Origin of the sequence: Arthrobacter sp. CG_A4, assembly GCF_035985125.1 — a bacterium.
Taxonomy (GTDB): domain Bacteria; phylum Actinomycetota; class Actinomycetes; order Actinomycetales; family Micrococcaceae; genus Arthrobacter.
In genome coordinates this window covers 23,803-41,477 of sequence record NZ_JAXCID010000026.1, presented here as the reverse complement: position 1 = coordinate 41,477, position 17,675 = coordinate 23,803, and the positions used below count along the sequence as shown (strand labels likewise).

At 68.1% G+C, this 17,675-nt stretch carries 16 protein-coding genes; 3 read left to right on the top strand and 13 right to left on the bottom strand.

Features of this window, described 5'->3' with window-relative positions; genetic code table 11:
* Positions 1–105: 105 nt before the first annotated feature.
* From RCH07_RS12190 to rimP, 3 genes are all read right to left on the bottom strand, one after another.
* Complete coding sequence (locus RCH07_RS12190) at positions 106–447, bottom strand: YlxR family protein (RefSeq protein ID WP_326967738.1); 342 nt, start codon at positions 445–447, stop codon at positions 106–108.
* A 182-nt stretch (positions 448–629) separates the two neighbouring features.
* Complete coding sequence (nusA, locus tag RCH07_RS12185; RefSeq protein ID WP_326967737.1) at positions 630–1,610, bottom strand: transcription termination factor NusA; 981 nt, start codon at positions 1,608–1,610, stop codon at positions 630–632.
* Entirely contained in the window at positions 1,610–2,227 is a 618-nt protein-coding gene (gene rimP / locus RCH07_RS12180) for a ribosome maturation factor RimP (RefSeq protein WP_326967736.1), read from the bottom strand. The genes nusA and rimP overlap by 1 nt, the downstream gene beginning before the upstream one ends.
* Before the next feature lie 97 nt (positions 2,228–2,324).
* On the opposite strand from rimP, the gene RCH07_RS12175 reads away from it, so the two are divergent.
* The 3 genes from RCH07_RS12175 to RCH07_RS12165 all read left to right on the top strand — a co-directional run bounded on the left by RCH07_RS12175 (position 2,325) and on the right by RCH07_RS12165 (position 5,433).
* Positions 2,325–3,488 carry a ferritin-like domain-containing protein gene (locus RCH07_RS12175; RefSeq protein WP_326967735.1) on the top strand — a complete coding sequence of 388 codons (1,164 nt, stop codon included), beginning with the start codon at positions 2,325–2,327 and terminating at the stop codon, positions 3,486–3,488.
* A 97-nt stretch (positions 3,489–3,585) separates the two neighbouring features.
* On the top strand, positions 3,586–4,314 hold the full coding sequence (locus RCH07_RS12170; RefSeq protein ID WP_326967734.1) for a VIT1/CCC1 transporter family protein: 729 nt from the start codon (positions 3,586–3,588) through the stop codon (positions 4,312–4,314).
* A gap of 72 nt (positions 4,315–4,386) precedes the next feature.
* A complete protein-coding gene (locus tag RCH07_RS12165; RefSeq protein ID WP_326967733.1) occupies positions 4,387–5,433 on the top strand; it encodes an aminoglycoside phosphotransferase family protein in 1,047 nt (348 codons plus the stop codon).
* A 359-nt stretch (positions 5,434–5,792) separates the two neighbouring features.
* Here the strand turns inward: RCH07_RS12165 and RCH07_RS12160 are convergent, their stop codons facing one another.
* From RCH07_RS12160 to dxr, 10 genes are all read right to left on the bottom strand, one after another.
* Positions 5,793–7,217, bottom strand: a complete 1,425-nt coding sequence (locus RCH07_RS12160) for a pyridoxal phosphate-dependent decarboxylase family protein (RefSeq protein WP_326967732.1) — start codon at positions 7,215–7,217, stop codon at positions 5,793–5,795.
* 106 nt (positions 7,218–7,323) lie between these two features.
* A complete protein-coding gene (locus tag RCH07_RS12155) occupies positions 7,324–8,118 on the bottom strand; it encodes a sulfite exporter TauE/SafE family protein (protein ID WP_326967731.1) in 795 nt (264 codons plus the stop codon).
* 18 nt (positions 8,119–8,136) lie between these two features.
* On the bottom strand, positions 8,137–9,948 hold the full coding sequence (locus RCH07_RS12150) for a proline--tRNA ligase (RefSeq protein WP_326967730.1): 1,812 nt from the start codon (positions 9,946–9,948) through the stop codon (positions 8,137–8,139).
* Between the two features lie 428 nt (positions 9,949–10,376).
* Positions 10,377–11,264: a GNAT family N-acetyltransferase gene (locus tag RCH07_RS12145; protein ID WP_326967754.1), complete on the bottom strand. Its 888-nt coding sequence runs from the start codon at positions 11,262–11,264 to the stop codon at positions 10,377–10,379.
* Positions 11,227–12,393: a flavodoxin-dependent (E)-4-hydroxy-3-methylbut-2-enyl-diphosphate synthase gene (gene ispG / locus RCH07_RS12140; protein WP_326967729.1), complete on the bottom strand. Its 1,167-nt coding sequence runs from the start codon at positions 12,391–12,393 to the stop codon at positions 11,227–11,229. The genes RCH07_RS12145 and ispG overlap by 38 nt, the downstream gene beginning before the upstream one ends.
* A gap of 72 nt (positions 12,394–12,465) precedes the next feature.
* Entirely contained in the window at positions 12,466–12,759 is a 294-nt protein-coding gene (locus RCH07_RS12135; RefSeq protein WP_326967728.1) for a YciI family protein, read from the bottom strand.
* 93 nt (positions 12,760–12,852) lie between these two features.
* Positions 12,853–13,440 (bottom strand): hypothetical protein, encoded by a 588-nt coding sequence (locus RCH07_RS12130; RefSeq protein ID WP_326967727.1) that lies wholly within the window; start codon positions 13,438–13,440, stop codon positions 12,853–12,855.
* Positions 13,437–14,204, bottom strand: a complete 768-nt coding sequence (locus RCH07_RS12125) for a MarR family transcriptional regulator (RefSeq protein ID WP_326967726.1) — start codon at positions 14,202–14,204, stop codon at positions 13,437–13,439. Before RCH07_RS12125 ends, RCH07_RS12130 begins: the two co-directional genes overlap by 4 nt.
* A gap of 119 nt (positions 14,205–14,323) precedes the next feature.
* Positions 14,324–15,655 (bottom strand): M50 family metallopeptidase, encoded by a 1,332-nt coding sequence (locus RCH07_RS12120; RefSeq protein WP_326967725.1) that lies wholly within the window; start codon positions 15,653–15,655, stop codon positions 14,324–14,326.
* A gap of 18 nt (positions 15,656–15,673) precedes the next feature.
* Positions 15,674–16,858 carry a 1-deoxy-D-xylulose-5-phosphate reductoisomerase gene (gene dxr / locus RCH07_RS12115; RefSeq protein WP_326967724.1) on the bottom strand — a complete coding sequence of 395 codons (1,185 nt, stop codon included), beginning with the start codon at positions 16,856–16,858 and terminating at the stop codon, positions 15,674–15,676.
* Positions 16,859–17,675: the final 817 nt, after the last annotated feature.

The following is a 17,675-nucleotide window of genomic DNA, read 5'->3' as shown; positions in this document are numbered from 1 at the left end:
TCTTAATGCGGACCTCCGCCGCGAGTGCGGCTGAAAGGTCCATTGCTGAGCGCAACAAAGTTGTCATCGTTGCGCACTCATCGCTGGGAACTCATCGGGTTTCCATCAGTTTTCTGACCCGCTTTCAGGTTGGACGGTTGTTGCTGCGGCCACCGGAGTGTCCACGGCTTTCGTGACTGCGGTGATCCGGCGTTCGACGTCGGTTGTTCCGGTTGCGCCGTTGAGGGCGCGACCGAACGCTCGACGTTTGACCGCCAGTGCCAGGCACTTCTCGCTGGGGTGCAGCCATGCACCCCGGCCAGCCATCCGGCGTCGTTCATCCAGTACGACGGCGGATGAACCGCTGCCGTCGGCGACGAGCCGGAGTAACTCAGACCGCGGGCCCTTTTTCCGGCATCCGATACAGGTGCGCTGGGGCTGATTCTCGAGGTGTTGCACTTGTGCCACTTCCGAGTATCTTCCTGCCAGTACATATCTGCCGGCCCCTGGCGTCCGGATGAAAACCCGGTTGTGCTGAGGGCACACGGATACCGGCCGTTAGGCGCGGTCATGTCTAGTCTAGCCCCAGAAGCGTCTGTGCCCCGAACCCGCGGGGACGCGGACGCCGGAGGGCGGACCCGGACTGCGGCCTATTTGTCGCGGTTCACCGCGGCGTCCGAGACGATGTCGATCCGCCAGCCGGTGAGCTTGGCGGCCAGGCGAGCGTTCTGGCCTTCCTTGCCGATCGCGAGGGAGAGCTGATAGTCCGGAACCACCACGCGGGCGGAGCGGGTTGCCTCGTCCGTGATGGTGACCGAATTCACGCGCGACGGCGAGAGGGCACTGGCGATAAAGGTCGCCGGATCGTCGCTGTAGTCGACGATGTCGATCTTCTCGTCGTTCAATTCGGTCATGACGGCGCGGACACGCGACCCCATCTCACCGATACAGGCACCCTTGGCATTGACGCCGGAGGTGTTGGCCTTGACCGCCATTTTGGTGCGGTGCCCGGCTTCGCGTGCCAGTGCCACAATTTCCACGGAACGGTCGGCGATCTCCGGGACTTCCAGTTCGAAGAGCTTGCGGACGAGGCCCGGGTGCGAGCGGGACAGCGTGATGGAGGGACCCTTGGTGCCGCGGTGAACGTCGATCACAAAGGCGCGGAGCCGGTTGCCGTGGGTGTACTTCTCCCCCGGGACCTGCTCGGGCGGCGGCAGCAGTGCCTCCACGGTGCCCAGGTTGACCTGGATCATGTGCGGGTTGTTGCCCTGCTGGATGGTTCCGGAAACCAGTTCGCCTTCCCGGCCCTTGAACTCGCCGAGCACATTGTCGTCCTCGACATCGCGCAGACGCTGCAGGATGATCTGACGTGCGGTGCTGGCCGCGATGCGGCCGAAGCCAGCGGGGGTGTCCTCGAATTCGCCGATAGGGGCGCCGTCGTCGTCGATCTCGGTGGCCCAGATGGTCACATGGCCGCTCTTGCGGTCCAGCTCGGCGCGGGCGGTCTCGAAAGCACCCGGCGTCTTGTGGTAAGCAACCAGCAGCGCCTGCTCGATCGTCGGAATCAGGAGATCCAGAGGGATTTCACGCTCACGCTCCAGAAGTCTCAGCGCGCTCATGTCAATATCCATTAGGCCTCCTCAGAAGGTCCATTGTGTGCGTTCTCCAGACCAGCCTCATCGAGGTGGCTGAACTCTACTTCGACTTTTCCGCTACGGATCCTGTCGAAAGGAAGTTTGACGGGCTCGCCCTGCTTGGCTTTCATGCCCTTCTTAACGGCGATCTCGGGGACCAGCGTCACGCCGTGATCGTCGACGGACTGGACCCGGCCGGTGACATTCTCGCCCTGCAGGACATTGACCTTGACCATCCTGCCGCGGGCCCGGTGCCAGTGCCGCTCTTCGGTGAGGGGACGCCCGACGCCGGGCGAGGAAACCTCAAGCTCGTAGGGGCGCGAGTCCGTGCTGGGATCGTTGTCCAGGGTGTCGGAGAGGGTCTTGGAGATCTCGGCGATAACGTCGAGGCCAACTCCACCGGTTTCCTCCTGCGGCAGGTCCACCACCACGTGGACCACCCGGTTGGCGCCGGCGACGTGAATGGAGACGTCCTCCAGATACAGCCGGTTCGCCAGCACTTCGGGCTCGAGGAGGGCGTGCAGCCGCTCGGCCTCGAAGTTGTGTGCGGGTGCGGCTTCAGCCTTACCCGTCCCGGTCCGGTCTGTCGAAGTCGTGGCTTCTGCGTTGGTCATGATGCCGGCCGCCTCCCGCTAGATGATGTTGTGGGTACTAGCGTAGCGATTTTCCAGGCGCCGTGGTGCACTTCAGTTCCCGGCCGGCATGCCAACCATGACAATATGGTCTGTTGTGAACGACGACACCGGGGAAAAGCGGGGACGGGAGCTCTTCGCGCGCATCGCGCTCCTCAGCGTCCTCGCCCTGGTGGTGGCCAGCCTGGGCTTGGCCCTGACGCCCGGCAGCCCCCCGGAGCCCGCCGCACCGCCCTTTTCCGAGCAGGCCAGGGCAGCGGCGCTCACCGACGCGATGCGGCTCAGGGCTGCCGGCGCGGAACTCGGCCGGTCCGCCGGCGGCACCGGACAACCCGCCGTGGCGCGGACTGTGAGTTTGCTGACAAGCCAGGCCCGGGCCCTCCTGCTTCCGGGTGACTTGCTGCCCGGCGAGATGGTGCCGGGCCAAAGTGCACCGGCATCCTTTGCTTCGCCGGTCCCGGCCACGCCTTCGTCTACACCTTCGCCTGCTGCTCCGCCAGCTGCTAGCCTGCCCGCGACGGCTGCCTCTTCGGCGCCCGCGCTGGCAACCGAGCTGGCGTCCAGCGCCTCGCAACGGCTCGCCGACGCGGCCGTGGCCGACGGCGGCATGGCACGGCTTCTGGCGTCTGTCGGAACCGCCCAGCTACTGCAGGCCTCGTCGCTGGCCGCCGCCACCGGCGCCCCGGCTCCCCCGCCGGCCGACCCTCCGGGTCCCCGGCCATCAGGCGCCTGCACCGGCAAACCGGCGTCCCCGTCGTCGTCCGGCCCGTCCGACGGCGAGGCCAGTCTGCCCGGCGCGCTTGCGGCGACAGTGCGGCGCGAACACGAGACCGTGTACGGCTATCAGGTGGCCCTGACCCGGCTCAGCGGCACGGCGGCGACGTTGGCGTCGGAACTGCTGGCCCGGCACGAAGCCCTTGCCACCGGCGCAGAGTCCCTGAGCCGGGTGCACTGCGCCCCGGTACCGCCGCGGGAAGCCGGCTACACCATGGCGCCTGCGTTTCTGGCCTCGCCCGCCGCGGGCCTTGGAGGGCTGGAAGCCTCGACGCTGACTGTCTACGGGGATCTGGTGGCCCTGAGCGAGGGTGAGACCCGCCGGTGGGCGATCGCCGGACTCGTGAGTGCCGCACGGCGGTCCGCTCTCTGGGGTTCCGGGACCGGTGCGCTCCCCGGCCTGGCGGCAGACCCGGCGGGGTTCCCGGGGCTGCCGTCACCCGGCGTGACTCCTTCCCCGGGCGGCTGACGGCGCGTCGGAGCTGATGATGCCCCGGAAGCCCGGGCTTACTTTGCTTAGCCTCATCACACTGGCCAGCCGGCAGCGCTAGTGCTTTGCTGGAGCAATGAACAGTCAAGCCGCAGCCACCCTTCATGAGAACGAGCCCCACCACAACGACATCGCGCAGCGGCTGAACTGGCTCCGTGCGGGTGTCCTGGGCGCCAATGACGGCATTGTCTCCGTCGCGGCGATCGTGGTGGGCGTCGCCGGCGTCACAACTGATTCCGGCCCCATCCTCGTCGCCGGTGCTGCCGGCGTCGTGGGCGGCGCGATTTCCATGGCCCTGGGCGAGTACGTGTCCGTCAGCAGCCAGAAGGACAGCCAGCAGGACCTGATCGAGAAGGAGCGGCGCGAACTGGCCGAGCAGCCCGAGGAAGAGCTCGAGGAGCTCACCGCCATCTACCAGGGCAAGGGCCTCAGTGCGGACACGGCCCGTACCGTCGCTAAGGAACTCACCGCCCACGATGCCCTCGGCGCCCACCTTTCCGCCGAACTCAACATCAACGAGACGGACATCGTCAGCCCCTGGCACGCGGCGCTCGCCTCCGCTATCGCGTTCCTCATCGGCGCCATCCTCCCCATGCTCGCCATCCTGTTGCCGCCGGAGAACGTCCGCGTCCCGCTGACCTTCGTGGCGGTGCTCGTGGCACTGGCGGCGACCGGTGCGCTGGGGGCGTGGATCGGCGGCGGCTCGAAGATGAAGGCGGCGCTTCGGGTGGTGGTTGGCGGCGCTGTGGCACTGGTGGCGACGTTCCTGATCGGCAACTGGCTCGGGGCCAGCGGCATCGTCTGATCCCCGGTGCCCCCGCGCGCCGCGGCAGCGGTGGCCGGGCCTCGCCGTCCAGCAGCGGCTACGCTGGATCCGATGAGCCCCACCGCTGACGTCCCGATCTCGCCCGACCTCGCCCGACGCTATGGCAGCCACGCCAGCGGACGGGACTGGCTGGCGTCGCTCCCCCGTCTGGTCAGGCACTGCCTGGCGCTTTGGCAGCTCGAGCTTGACCTGGTTCCCGGCACCCTGCCGTGGAACGGCCACGGGGCCATCGTGGTCCCGGTGCGCCGGCTGGGCGGGCACGGCGGGGGCTGGGAAGGCGCCGTCCTGAAGATCGCCTATCCGCACCAGGAAGCGCTCGTGGAACGGCACGCCCTCACCTTGTGGGGCGGCGACGGCGCCGTCCGCCTGCTGGCGGCCGATGCCGGCGCCGGCGCAATGCTGCTGGATCGCCTGGACGCCGTGCGCTCCCTGCAGGACGCCCCCATGGAGACCGCCGTGCCCGTGTGGGGAACCCTGCTGCGCCGGCTCAGCCTGGTGCCCGACGGCCGTGCGGAGTGGCGGGAATTCGAGCACATAGCGGCCCGGGCCGAACAATGGAGCGATGAGTTGCCGCAGAGCTGGGAAGAACTCGCCCGGCCTTTCCCGCGCTGGCTGCTGGAAGCCGCGCTCGAGGTCTGCCAGACGCGCGGCGCCGTCGGCCGCCGCGCCGGCAAGGACGTGCTGGTGCATACGGATCTGCACTACCTGAATATCCTGGCCCGGCCGCGCGGGGAGGGGAGCCGGGAGCGCACCAACGGCTTCGCCGCGATTGATCCCCAGCCCATGATCGGCGAAGCGGAGTTCGCCGTCGCCCCCGTGCTGTGGAACCGGATCCCGGAGCTGTCACGGGCGGATCCCCGGCGCGCCCTCCTGGAGCGCTGCCGGGACTTCAGCACGGCCGCCGGGCTCGACTCCGAAACCGCACGGCAGTGGAGCCTCGCCCGTGAGGTGGAGAACGCCCTCGGCTATGCCTCGAAGCCCCGCCACGCGGGGGACCTCGCCCGCTCACTCTGGGTCGCCAGCACGCTCGCCGGACGCACCCTGCCGGGGCTGCCCGCGCCGCACGAGCTGCCGGCGCCCGGAGCATCGCCCGGCTGAACGGTCCGCCGGGCCTTCCCGTAAGTTCGTCGGGGGTGTAGGCGGCGCCAAGACCTTTCCGCTCCCGTGGGACATGCCCATTCTTCGCGCCCGGGACTGGGCACAATGACACTATGTCCACCCGCCGGCCCCGGCGCGGGGCATGTCCCCGTGGGCCGTGCCCCCGCGCCCAATTGGCCAGCCCAGCGGGACATGCCCATTCTTCGCGCCCGGGACTGGGCACAATGACACTATGTCCACCCGCCGGCCCCGGCGCGGGGCATGTCCCCGTGGGCCGTGCCACCGCGCCCGGGCCACCGGGGACCTGCACCCCGTTACCCCCGGGCCAGGACTCCCGGACGAACTATTGACAAAGCGCGCTAGCTGCGGACCGCCGCCAGCGCGTCCCGGACGGCGTCGACGGCGACCGCCACATCGGCGTCGTCCGTGCTCCAGTTGCTGACCGAGATCCGCAGGATGTCCCGGTCCCGCCAGCGCGAGCCGGACATCCACACCCGGCCGTCGCTGATGATCCGGGCGGTCACCGCTCGCGTGACGGCGTCGTCCCCGAAGGCCAGCGACACCTGGGTATAGCCGACGTCGTTGAGCACCTCGACCCCGTCCAGCGCGGAGAGCTGCTCCGCCAATTGCCCGGCGCGCCGCACCAGTTCGCGGATTTGGCCGGCGACGCCGTCCCGGCCCAGGGACTTCAGGGCGGCCCAGACAGACACCCCGCGGGCACGGCGGGACAGCTCCGGAACCTTCTCGAACGGGTCCGCAGCACCACCCCCTTCGTGGATCAGGTAGCTCGTGTGCACGCCCATGGCGGAGCGCAGGGCCTGGGCGTCCCGGACAACGACGATGCCGCAGTCGTAGGGGACGTTGAGGGTTTTGTGCGCGTCGGTGCCCCAGGAATCGGCCAGTTGCAGGCCTGCTGTGAGACGGGACAGCTCGGGGACGGCCGCGGCCCAGAGCCCGAAGGCACCGTCCACGTGCACCCAGGCGCCGTGCGATTTCGCCACGGCGATCGCCTCGGCGAAAGGGTCAAAGGCGCCGGAATGCAGGTTCCCGGCCTGCAGGCAGACCAGCGCCGGGGCCCGGCCGGACCTGTTCGCGCGGCTGGGGGCGCCGTCCAGCGCACGTTCAAGGGCGCGGTCCAGTTCCGCGGGGATGATGCGGCCCTGCCGGTCCGCCGGAACGGGCGTGGGCCGGCCCAGCCCGAGGTACCGCAGGCCGAGGTCGATGGTGTCGTGCCGTTCCTGCCCCACAAAGCAGTGGATTTTCGGCGCTCCGGCGAGGCCGTCGCCGTCAAGATCCCAGCCGGCTTCGGCCATCAGGCGCCACCGCGCCGCGGCGAGGCCGGTGAAGTTGGCCATGGTGGCGCCCGTGGTGAAGCCGACGTCGGACTCCGCCGGGAGACCCAGCAGCTCCAGGAGCCAGCCGCCGGCGGCCTCCTCGATGGCCGCGGTGGCCGGGGTGGCGTAGCGCATCCCGGCGTTCTGGTCCCAGGCGCTGACCAGCCAGTCCGCGGCCAGTGCCGCAGGCAGGGTGCCGCCGATGACCCAGCCGAAGAAGCGTCCGGAGGGCATGGCCATCAGCCCCGGTTCGGCCCTGGTGGCCAGATAGTCGATGACGTCCGCGGCCGGCATGCCAGTCGCGGGCAGGGGGCCGCCGAAGTCGGCCGCCAGGTCCCCCGCGGTGACGCGCGGACCCACAGGGCGTGTTCCCTGGCTCTCCAGCCATTCGCGGGCATACCGGGCCGCCGCCGCCAGGGCATCGCTGTAGCGTTCTTCAGGTGCTGACATAGCTGCATGCTACGCCCGCACCCACGCTTCTGGGAGGGCCAGCGGCAGAGGCCGCGGGAGGACACCGCGGGTGACCCGGCCGAAGAAGCGTCCGTCCAGGCACAGGTCAGGCGAAACTGTCCTGCCAGATGTCCGAACCGAGCTTGAGGATCAGGGCGGCCACCACCACGAGGAAGACAATCCGGATGAACTTGCTTCCCTGTTTGACGGCCGTCCGCGCGCCGAGGTAACCGCCGGCCATGTTCGCCGCGCCGAGCACCAGCCCGAGGCCCCAGAGCACGGCGCCGTGCGGCACAAAGAACAGCAGCGCGCCGGCGTTGGTGGCTACGTTCACGATCTTGGCCTTGGCGCTGGCCTCGAGAAAGGCGTAACCCATCGCCGAGACGAGCGCGATGATGAGGAAGGAGCCGGTCCCCGGGCCGATCAGTCCGTCGTAAAAACCGATCACGCCCCCGATCAGGCAGGCAAGGACGTAGTGCCGGTGGCCGTCATGCCGCAGCCTGGTCAGCTCCCCCACGTTCGGGCGGAAAGCCGTGAACAGTGCGACGGCGACCAGCGCGGCCACGATGATCGGCTTGAACACGCTCGCCGGGAGGGTGGCCGCGAGCACCGCCCCGCCGAAGCTGCCGGCCAGGGCGATCACCGCCATGGGCAGGGCTGTGCGCAGGTCCGGCCGGACGCGGCGGTAGTACGTGACGGCGCTGGTTGTGGTCCCGAAAATGGACCCCATCTTGTTGGTGGCCAGTGCCTGCACCGGGCTGATGCCCGGGACCAGCAGCATCACCGGGAGCTGGATCAGTCCGCCGCCGCCCACGACGGCGTCGACCCAGCCCGCGGCGAAACCGGCCACCACGATCAGGATGAGGGTGCTGAGCTCAATCGACTCAAGTCCGGAAACCACGCCTGCCGGGACAGCGGGTTAGTTGTTGCGGACGGCGTTGACACAAAAGTCAACAGCCTTGTCCACGGCGATGTTTTCGGCGTTGCCGCTGCGGCGGTCCTTGATCTCCACGACGCCGTCCACGAGCCCGCGCCCGACGGCGAGGATGGTGGGGACGCCCACGAGCTCGGCGTCGCCGAACTTCACCCCCGGGGATACCTTGGGGCGGTCATCATAGATGACGTCGAGGCCGGCGGCTTCGAGCTCCAGCGACAGCTTTTCGGCGGCTGCGAAGATTTCCTCGCCGCGGCCCACGGCCACCACGTGGACATCGGCCGGCGCGACGGCGCGCGGCCAGACGAGGCCCCTCTCGTCGTGGTTGGACTCGGCCAGGGCGGCAACGGCGCGGGTGACGCCCACGCCGTAGGAGCCCATGGTGACCACAACCTGCTTGCCGTTCCGGTCCAGGACCTTGAGTTCGAGGGCTTCAGCGTACTTGCGGCCGAGCTGGAAGATGTGGCCCATCTCGATGCCCCGGGCGGTTTCCAGCGGACCCGAGCCGTCCGGGGCCTCGTCACCGGCGCGGACCTCGGTGCACTCGATGACGCCGTCCCAGCCGAAGTCGCGTCCGGCCACGAGGCCGAAGACGTGCTTGCCGGCCTCGTTGGCGCCGGTAATCCAGGCCGAACCGCTGACGACGCGGGGATCCACGAGGTAGAGCAGCTTGGCGGCACCCTCGGTGCCCAGCAGTGGCGCGTCCGGGGACAGGCCCGGGCCGAGGTAGCCCTTGACGATGAGCGGCTGCTTCTTGAGGTCATCCTCGTTGGCGGCTTCGAGCATGATCTCGCCGGCGATCGGCAGGAACGAACCGATGGTCGCCTCGACGCGCTTGAGGTCGACGGCGCGGTCGCCCGGCAGGCCGATGACCACGATCTGGCGTACCCCGGTGGGCAGGGTGACGGCGAGGACGACGTTTTTGAGCGTGTCCGCGGCGGTCCAGGCGCCGCCGTCGGACTCCGCGCGGGGAACGAGGAGGTTGGCGGCGTCGACGAGCGTGTCGATGGTGGGGGTGTCCGGGGTATCCCGGACTTCCGCGGCCGGGGCGTTCGTGAAGTCGATGTCCGCGGGGACCACCGTGGTGACGGCCTCGACGTTGGCCGCGTAGCCACCGGCGGAGCGCACGAAGGTGTCCTCACCGATCTCTGTGGGGTGCAGGAATTCCTCGCTCCTGGAGCCGCCCATGGCGCCGGCCGTAGCAGCGACCGGAATCACGTCAAGGCCGAGGCGTTTGAAGATCTTCAGGTACGCGCCGCGGTGCGCGGCATAGCTGGCGTCCAGGCCGGAGTCGTCGACGTCGAAGGAATAGGAGTCCTTCATGATGAATTCACGGCCGCGCAGCAGGCCGGCCCGGGGGCGCGCCTCGTCTCGGTACTTGTTCTGGATCTGGTAAATGCTCAGCGGCAGGTCCTTGTACGAGGAGTACAGATCCTTGACCAGGAGGGTGAACATTTCCTCGTGGGTGGGCGCGAGCAGGTAGTCGTTGCCCTTGCGGTCCTTGAGCCGGAAGATTCCCTCGCCGTATTCGGTCCAGCGGTTGGTGACCTCGTAGGGCTCCTTGGGCAGCAGCGCCGGGAAGTGGACTTCCTGCGCGCCGATGGCGGTCATTTCCTCGCGGATGACCCGCTCAACCTTGCGCAGCACACTCAGTCCCAGCGGCAGCCAGGTGTAGATGCCCGGCGCGGCCCGGCGGATGTAGCCGGCGCGGACGAGGAGCCGGTGGCTGGCCACCTCGGCGTCGGCAGGATCTTCACGCAGGGTGCGCAGGAACAGCTTGGAGAGTCGAAGGACCACGGGGTATCCATCCATTTCTGGGAGGTGCGGGCGAAACCGGTCACACCGGTCAAAGCGTCTGGGTACTAATCTACCGTCAGCCCGGACACGGAGGGGCCACGCCATCACCGCTGGAAGCCCCCTGGCCGTATCCGGCTGGCCATTCCCGTTATGGCATGGCTCTGCGGCCCCAACACCGCCATATTGTTGGCTCTGCGTTCCGTGGCGTTGCCCTATCTACTGGAGGGTGCTCCGGAACAGGCAAATGGGCTGGTGACGCCGGAGCCGCTGCGCGAGGTAACGTCAGGTGAGGGCGCCAGCGGGCATTTTCGTTAGTTCGTCAGGGGTCCAAGGAAACGCATGCACCGTGGGCGCCCTCCCTCAGATGGAATGCGTTGGCAGCTGCCTCGTCTTCACCGCTTACCCCTCTGCTCATCCGGACAGGGCGCCTAGAAAAGTACGGTCGCGAAAGTGCCCACCCGGTGGAAGCCGACGCGCTCGTAGCTGGCGCGGGCCCGGGCGTTAAAGTCGTTGACGTAGAGACTCGTCACCGGCGCTAGGGCCTGGGCGCGGACCACGACGGCGGCCATGTACCCGGCGCTCAGGCCCTGGCCACGGAAATCCGGGTTCATCCAGACACCCTGGACCTGGGTCACTTCCGGGGTGACCGCGCCGAGTTCAGCCTTGAAAATCACTTCGCCGTCCGTGTTCAGGTGGACCAGCGAATGCCCCTGGCGGATCAATGCCTTCACCCGGCGGCTGTAGTACTCCCGGCCGCCGAGATAGGGCGAATAGCCTACTTCCTCCTCGAACATGGCGGCGCAGGCCGGCAGGATCCGGTCGAAATCGGCCAGCTGGCCGAATCCCAGCAACGGGTTCGGCGGGACTGCGGGCGGTCCGGAGATGGTCATCAACGGCTGGTCGTCCCGGATTTCCTGGGCGTTGAGGCCCAGCCGTTCCAGCTCGGTATAGAGGGCAAGCACCGTCCCTGCCGGGCCGAAGATCGAGGCGTACCGCCGGCCCAGGCGGTGCGCGGCCGCCGCGACGATCCCCGCGAAGTCCGGGTCGAGCTGCACCGGCACCAGATTGGCGCCGGCCCAGCAGGCACCGAGGAGCTCCCCGCCGTCGAACACGCCAAGAATACTGGCGCCCCCGGCGGTGGGGGACGCCGATCCGGCGATCTGCAGATGGGAAAGGATAAAGACGTTGGCGACGGCGTTCTGCCGCGCCAAGTCCAGCAGTTGTGCAGTGTCCGGGCCCCCGAGGACCCGGACTACGACGCCGGGAGCGGCGCCGTCCTTACGAGACGCTAACCACGGGGCTACCCTTGACAGCATCTTTGCCATCGGCCTCCCCCATCTCTTCGGCGATACGCATGGCTTCCTCGATCAGTGTCTCAACAATCTGGTCCTCAGGGACAGTCTTGATGACCTCTCCCCGCACGAAGATCTGGCCCTTGCCGTTGCCGGAGGCAACACCGAGGTCGGCTTCGCGGGCTTCGCCGGGGCCGTTGACGACGCAGCCCATGACGGCGACGCGCAGCGGGATCTCCATGCCTTCCAGGCCTGCGGTGACCTGTTCAGCGAGAGTGTACACGTCCACCTGGGCGCGGCCGCAGGACGGGCAGGAAACAATCTCAAGCTTGCGCGGGCGCAGGTTGAGTGACTGCAGGATCTGGTTGCCCACCTTGATTTCCTCGACCGGCGGGGCGGAGAGGGAAACCCGGATGGTGTCGCCGATGCCGCGGGAGAGCAGGGCGCCGAAGGCGGTGGCGGACTTGATAGTGCCCTGGAACGCCGGGCCGGCCTCGGTGACACCGAGGTGCAGCGGCCAGTCGCCCCGTTCGGCCAGCATCTCGTAGGCGGCCACCATGATGACCGGGTCATTGTGCTTGACCGAGATCTTGAAGTCGTGGAACCCGTGCTCCTCAAACAATGAGGCTTCCCAGACGGCGGATTCCACGAGGGCTTCCGGGGTGGCCTTGCCGTACTTCTTCAGGATGCCGGGCTCGAGGGAGCCGGCGTTGATGCCGATGCGGATCGAGGTGCCATGGTCCTTCGCGGCGCGGGCAATATCCTTGACCTGATCGTCGAACTTGCGGATGTTGCCGGGATTCACGCGGACCGCGGCGCAGCCCGCTTCGATCGCGGCGAAGACGTACTTCGGCTGGAAGTGGATGTCCGCGATGACCGGGATCTGGGACTTCCTGGCGATGATCGACAGCACCGCGGCGTCGTCGGCGGACGGGCAGGCGACGCGCACGATGTCACAGCCGGAAGCGGTGAGTTCGGCGATCTGCTGCAGTGTGGCGTTGATGTCCGTGGTGGGCGTGGTGGTCATCGACTGCACGCTGATGGGGGAATCGGAGCCGACGCCGACGGAGCCCACCTTGATCTGGCGGGTCTTCCGACGCGGTGCAAGAACGGGGGGCGGTGCTGACGGCATTCCCAGGCTGACCGAGGTCACATGGACTCCTTGTGTGGAAGTAACGGCATCGAAGTAACGGCTCGAAGGATCGAAGGTCTGTAGCGGGACGGGCTAGGCGGCGTGATCGGCCAGGAGGCCGGTCACGGGAGCCCAGGCGGTGGTGCGGGTGCCGGAGATGGCGCCGGCGGCCGCGAACGGGTCCTGCCTGAGGAGCTCGTTCAGGGCCGTCTCATCGGCAGCCTTGAAGATGAGCAGGGCTCCGGCGCCGTCACCGTAGGGCCCGCTCGCCAGCAGCTTGCCGTCCCGGGCAAGTTCCGCGGTCCATTCGCGGTGCGCGGGGCGGCTGGTGGCGCGGGCTTCGGAGGATTCGGCGTCATATACGTACTCAACAGCAAAAACAGTCATATGAATACACTATCTCCCCGCTCGCCTGAGTACCCATCCGGACGGGTTGCCATCCGGGCGGTGACGGCTGTCCCGTGTCGGCAGGATGCCGCGTCAGCCGAGGAAAAATACCTTGGCCAGGGCGGCGATGCCGGCCGCCCACAGCATGGACGTGAGGGTACCGATGATGAAACGTTCCGCGGCCACCGGCGTCTCCTTCAGTTCGGCGAAGCGTCCGAGTCCCTTGATGGCGACGACGTAAGCGATGGCGACGGGCTGGCCGGTGAGGATCGCGGTGCAGACCGCCAGCCGCTCGAGGACGCCGATGATCGCGCCGCCGCGCAGGATGCGGGCACTGCTGACCGCTGCGGCCGCTGCGGCTTCGCTGGCTCCCGCGCTCCCGGCCGCCGCGGCTTCGCTGGCTCCCGCGCTCCCGGCCGCCGCGGCTTCGCTGGCTCCCGCGCTCCCGGCGGCTGCGGGTCCGGACGCTGCGTCCTGCGCCGGCCCCGTTTCCGGCCCGGCGCTAGGATCGACTGTGACGTCCGCGGCGGGGTCATCCGCGGGGTCTCCCGCGCCGACGGCGGCAGCGCCGGCGTCGGCCCGGTCATCGATGGTGCGGGCGAGCCGGAAGACGATGGCCGTCACAGGCCAGCCGGCGAAACCTGCCAGGAGCAGGGCCAGGGTGATCCAGAGGGCGTTCACCGATCTCCTTCTGTGCTGTTTTCCCGGGCGCTGGTGTCCCGGGCGCTGGTGTCCCGGGAGCTGGTTTCCTCGGGCGCGGTGGTGTCCGAGCCGGCAATCAGTCCGTGGGCGAGGGACAGCAGCATTTCGGCTGCGGGTCTCGCCGCCCATTCTTCCTGCCAGCCGGAGCGCAGCAGTGCACGGCTCACCGATTGTTCCGTGATTCCGAGATTTTTGGCCGCAATTTTCTGCGTGCCGTGCGTGCCAGACGTGCCGGACTGGCCGGACTGGACCGAGCGCAGCACATCCACTACTTTCCACTGGGCCGCGGTCCGGTCCTGGACCAGGCGGCCGATCAGCCGCAGCACCGCCTCTGCGTTTGCGCAGGCCCGGGCTCCGGACGAGCCGTCCGCGGACGGGGCAGCTTCTCCCCTGCGCAGGCCGCCGGAGACCACGGCGAGGGGCACATGGGCGGCGGCGGACTTGGCCTTGTCCACGGCCAGCCGGGCCGCCACGAAAGCAGGTCCGGATCCTTCACGCGGGCTGGCGGGCAAGGGCAGGTCCACCCTTCCGACGCCGATCCCCACGTACCAGCGGCCGCTCCGCAGGGCATGCAGGGCGATCTCCACGACTTCACCGGGGCGTTCCACAACACCCTGGACCTCGTCGCCGACGGAGCGTTCGAAGCGCCCCGCGGTGGACAGCGCCGCCAGTTCCGCGAGCAGGCCAGGGACACGGTCGACGTCGGTAGTACTGCCGCGCTGGTCGATGGTCATGACGTACATAGCCCCAGCTTAGAAGGCTGATCTTCAATAATCAATCATTTTCAACTGATTATTCAAAATAAGCCGAAATAAGCTTAGAGGAGTAAATCAACGAATTCCGGTTCCAACGACTGGTGGCCTCAGCCGAAGAGGTTGACCGGCTTGACGATGTCCGCGTAGATCAGCAGCGCCCCCATGCCCATCAGCAGCACCGCCACCACATAGGTCACCGGCAGCAGCTTGGCGATGTCGAACGCGCCGGGGTCCGGGCGGCCGAAGAGCTTGGCGATCCTGCGGCGGGCCCCCTCGTAGAGCGCGCCGGCAACGTGGCCGCCGTCGAGAGGCAACAGCGGAATCAGGTTGAACACGGCCAGCGCGAAGTTGAGGCCGGCCAACAGTCCCACCAACGCGGCCAAGCGGGACTGCAGCGGAACCTGTTCCATGGCGGCGACCTCGCCGGCCACGCGCCCCACCCCGACGACGCTGATGGGGCCGTTGGGGTCGCGGGGTTCATCGCTGAAGGCGGCCTGCGCCACGCCGGCCACACGGGCCGGAAGGTTAAACACGACGCCGGCGATCTGCCGGATGTTCTCGCCCGCCATCGGAAGCACGGTCGACGCCGGCTGCGGTACCAGCGTTGTCTGCGCGCCGATGCCGAGGAAGCCGACATCCTGGTACTGGAGCTTGCCGTCGGCGTCCTTGGCCTGCCGGCCGTCGTCGCCGACCACCGGGCGGGCGGAGAGCACCGGCGTGACGGTAGTGGTGATGGCGGCGCCGTCGCGCTCCACCGTGATGCTGACCTGCCTGCCCGCCGAAGCGCGGATCCAGCCGGTGAGTTCGTCCCAGCTGGTGACGGTTTTGCCGTCGAAGGAGGTGATGGTGTCGTTGGGCTTGAGTCCCGCCGCGGCGGCCGGTGTGAGCTTGCAGTCGGCAGAGTTCGGGTCCACGGTCTCGCCGGCCTTGACCTGGCATTTGGAGACGTCGGCGACGGCGGTGGTCTGGGTGGCGATGCCGAATCCCATCAGCAGCACGGCCGTCAGCGCAAGTCCGATCAGCATGTTCATGGCCGGGCCACCGAGCATGATGATGATTTTCTTCCAGACCGGAAGCCGGTAGAAGACGCGGTTCCCGTCCTCGGGGCCGATTTCCTCGTGGGCCATCGAGCGGGCGTCCGAGGCGAGGCTCTGGAACATGCCGGTGCTGGAGGGCCGGACGGTGCCGTCCTCCTTGTTCGGCGGGTACATGCCGATCATGGAGACGAAGCCGCCCAACGGGATGGCCTTGAAGCCGTACTCGGTCTCGCCCTTCTTCCGGGACCAGAGTGTGGGGCCGAAGCCGATCATGTACTTGGTGACGCGGACCTTGAAGAGCTTGGCCGGCAGCAGGTGCCCCACCTCGTGCAGGGCAATGGACACGGCGATGCCGATCGCCACAAAGACGACACCGAGGATAAAGAGGAGTACTGGGCTCATGCTGTGTTCTGCTGCTTCCTAGACGCTTCTGACGGCTAAACGATCGTGGGTGCGGGCGCGTGCCCATCGTTCAGCATCCAGCACGGACTCCACCGTCAGCCCGGAGGATCCTGTGTGTTCGCTGAGTACGGCTTCGATGGTATCGACAATGTCGGTGAAGCGGATCCGGCCGGCGTGGAACGCCATAACAGCTTCTTCGTTCGCTGCGTTGAACACGGCGGGGAAGGTGCTCCCCTGCTTTGCGGCGTCTTTAGCCAGCCCGACGGCGGGAAAGGCCACGGTGTCGAGCGGCTCGAAGGTCCAGCTGGTGGCCTTGGTCCAGTCGCAGGCCTGCGCGGCCTTGGGCACACGGTCCGGCCAGCCGAGGCCCAGGGCGATGGGCAGGCGCATGTCCGGCGCGGAGGCCTGGGCTATCGTGGAGCCGTCGATGAACTGGACCATGGAGTGCACCACGGACTGGGGGTGGACCACCACGTCGATCTGCTCCAGCGGGATGTCGAAGAGCAGGTGCGCCTCGATCACCTCCAGGCCCTTGTTGACGAGGCTGGCGGAGTTGGTGGTGACCATCAGGCCCATGTCCCAGGTGGGGTGGGCCAGTGCCTCCTGCGGGGTGACGCCGCGGAGTTCGTCCCGGGTCTTGCCGCGGAACGGGCCGCCGGAAGCGGTGAGGATCAGCCGATCCACCTCGGCGGCGGTGCCGGAGCGCAGGCACTGGGCGATCGCGGAGTGTTCGGAGTCCACCGGGACAATCTGGCCATCGCGTGCCGCGGCTTTCACCAACGCGCCGCCCACAATCAGGGACTCCTTGTTAGCCAGGGCCAGGGTGGCGCCGGATTTGAGCGCGGCCAGGGTGGGCGCGAGGCCGATGGAGCCGGTGATGCCGTTGAGCACCACGTCGGCGTCGATTTCCGCGATCCGGGTGGAGGCGTCCGGTCCGGTGATGATCTCGGGACGGTAGCCTGTCACCCCGGCCGCACGGGCGGCGTCGTCGATCAGTTCCTGCAGCGTTTTCGCGTCGCCGGACGCGGCGCCGACCGCCCGGGCGCGGGTGTGGGCGGCCTGCCGGGCCAGGAGTTCCAGATTGCCGCCGCCTGCGCTGAGCGCGACGACCTCGAAAAGGTGCGGGGCGCCGTCGACGACGTCAATCGCCTGCGTGCCGATGGAACCGGTGGACCCGAGGAGGACGATCTTGCGCGGCTGCATGGCTTAAGTATCCCGCACCGCGTTCTGTGCTCGGCGTGCCCCGCGGGACGGGACTGGCCGGCAGACTGCGGGCGCGTGTTGTAGCCTGGGCCGAAAGCGGACAAATGAAGACTGGGGGCGGCCTTGGCCGAAAAACGAACGGCGTGGTCGACTGCTGAAGTGGCGGCCACCGTGATGTTTACCATCTCGTTCGGGTGTTCAACTTCGGACATGTGCCGGGGTGGTTCCCGCTCAGTGGCAGCCTGGATGCGAGTTGCGTCCTGGGGCCGGACGATTTCATGGCGCTCCCCCGACCCGCGTAGTTCACTACCCCGCGATCGTGGCCCGGTGCCGAACTCGGGTCTGCCCTGAATCCAACTTATTACCCGGCCGGCCACGTCCAGGCCGCACCGGCCTGGGCAATGGTCTAGTGCCCAGGAGCACCCTTTCGCCACAAATGGCCGCTACTGGACCCGCCAACCCGGCCATTCGTGGCGAATCGACGCGAATTCACGAGAATTCACGAGAATTCAGACCAAACTCCGGCATTGGCACACCAAAAACCGCGCGGCAGGAGCTGGTGTGACCACAGGAGCACCCATTCGCCACAAATGGCCGCTATAGGACCCGCCAACCCAGCCATTCGTGGCGAATCGTGGCGAATTCAGACCGAACTCCGGCATTGCCACATCAAAAAGCCCCGCGGCAGGACCTCGTGTGCCACCGGAGCACCCTTTCGCCACAGATGGCCGCTACAGGACCCGTCAATCCGGCCATTCGTGGCGAATCGACGAATATTCAGACCCGTCGAAGCCTCCAGTTCGAGGCCCCAGGACGC

Bases quoted from the DNA above. Each gene is read 5' to 3' on its own strand.
- nusA (WP_326967737.1), bottom strand. From the start codon at position 1,610: ATGGATATTGACATGAGCGCGCTGAGACTTCTGGAGCGTGAGCGTGAA.
- rimP (WP_326967736.1), bottom strand. From the start codon at position 2,227: ATGACCAACGCAGAAGCCACGACTTCGACAGACCGGACCGGGACGGGT.
- RCH07_RS12175 (WP_326967735.1), top strand. From the start codon at position 2,325: ATGACAATATGGTCTGTTGTGAACGACGACACCGGGGAAAAGCGGGGA.
- RCH07_RS12170 (WP_326967734.1), top strand. From the start codon at position 3,586: ATGAACAGTCAAGCCGCAGCCACCCTTCATGAGAACGAGCCCCACCAC.
- RCH07_RS12165 (WP_326967733.1), top strand. From the start codon at position 4,387: ATGAGCCCCACCGCTGACGTCCCGATCTCGCCCGACCTCGCCCGACGC.
- RCH07_RS12160 (WP_326967732.1), bottom strand. From the start codon at position 7,217: ATGTCAGCACCTGAAGAACGCTACAGCGATGCCCTGGCGGCGGCGGCC.
- RCH07_RS12145 (WP_326967754.1), bottom strand. From the start codon at position 11,264: ATGCTGTCAAGGGTAGCCCCGTGGTTAGCGTCTCGTAAGGACGGCGCC.
- RCH07_RS12135 (WP_326967728.1), bottom strand. From the start codon at position 12,759: ATGACTGTTTTTGCTGTTGAGTACGTATATGACGCCGAATCCTCCGAA.
- RCH07_RS12125 (WP_326967726.1), bottom strand. From the start codon at position 14,204: ATGTACGTCATGACCATCGACCAGCGCGGCAGTACTACCGACGTCGAC.
- RCH07_RS12120 (WP_326967725.1), bottom strand. From the start codon at position 15,655: ATGAGCCCAGTACTCCTCTTTATCCTCGGTGTCGTCTTTGTGGCGATC.
- dxr (WP_326967724.1), bottom strand. From the start codon at position 16,858: ATGCAGCCGCGCAAGATCGTCCTCCTCGGGTCCACCGGTTCCATCGGC.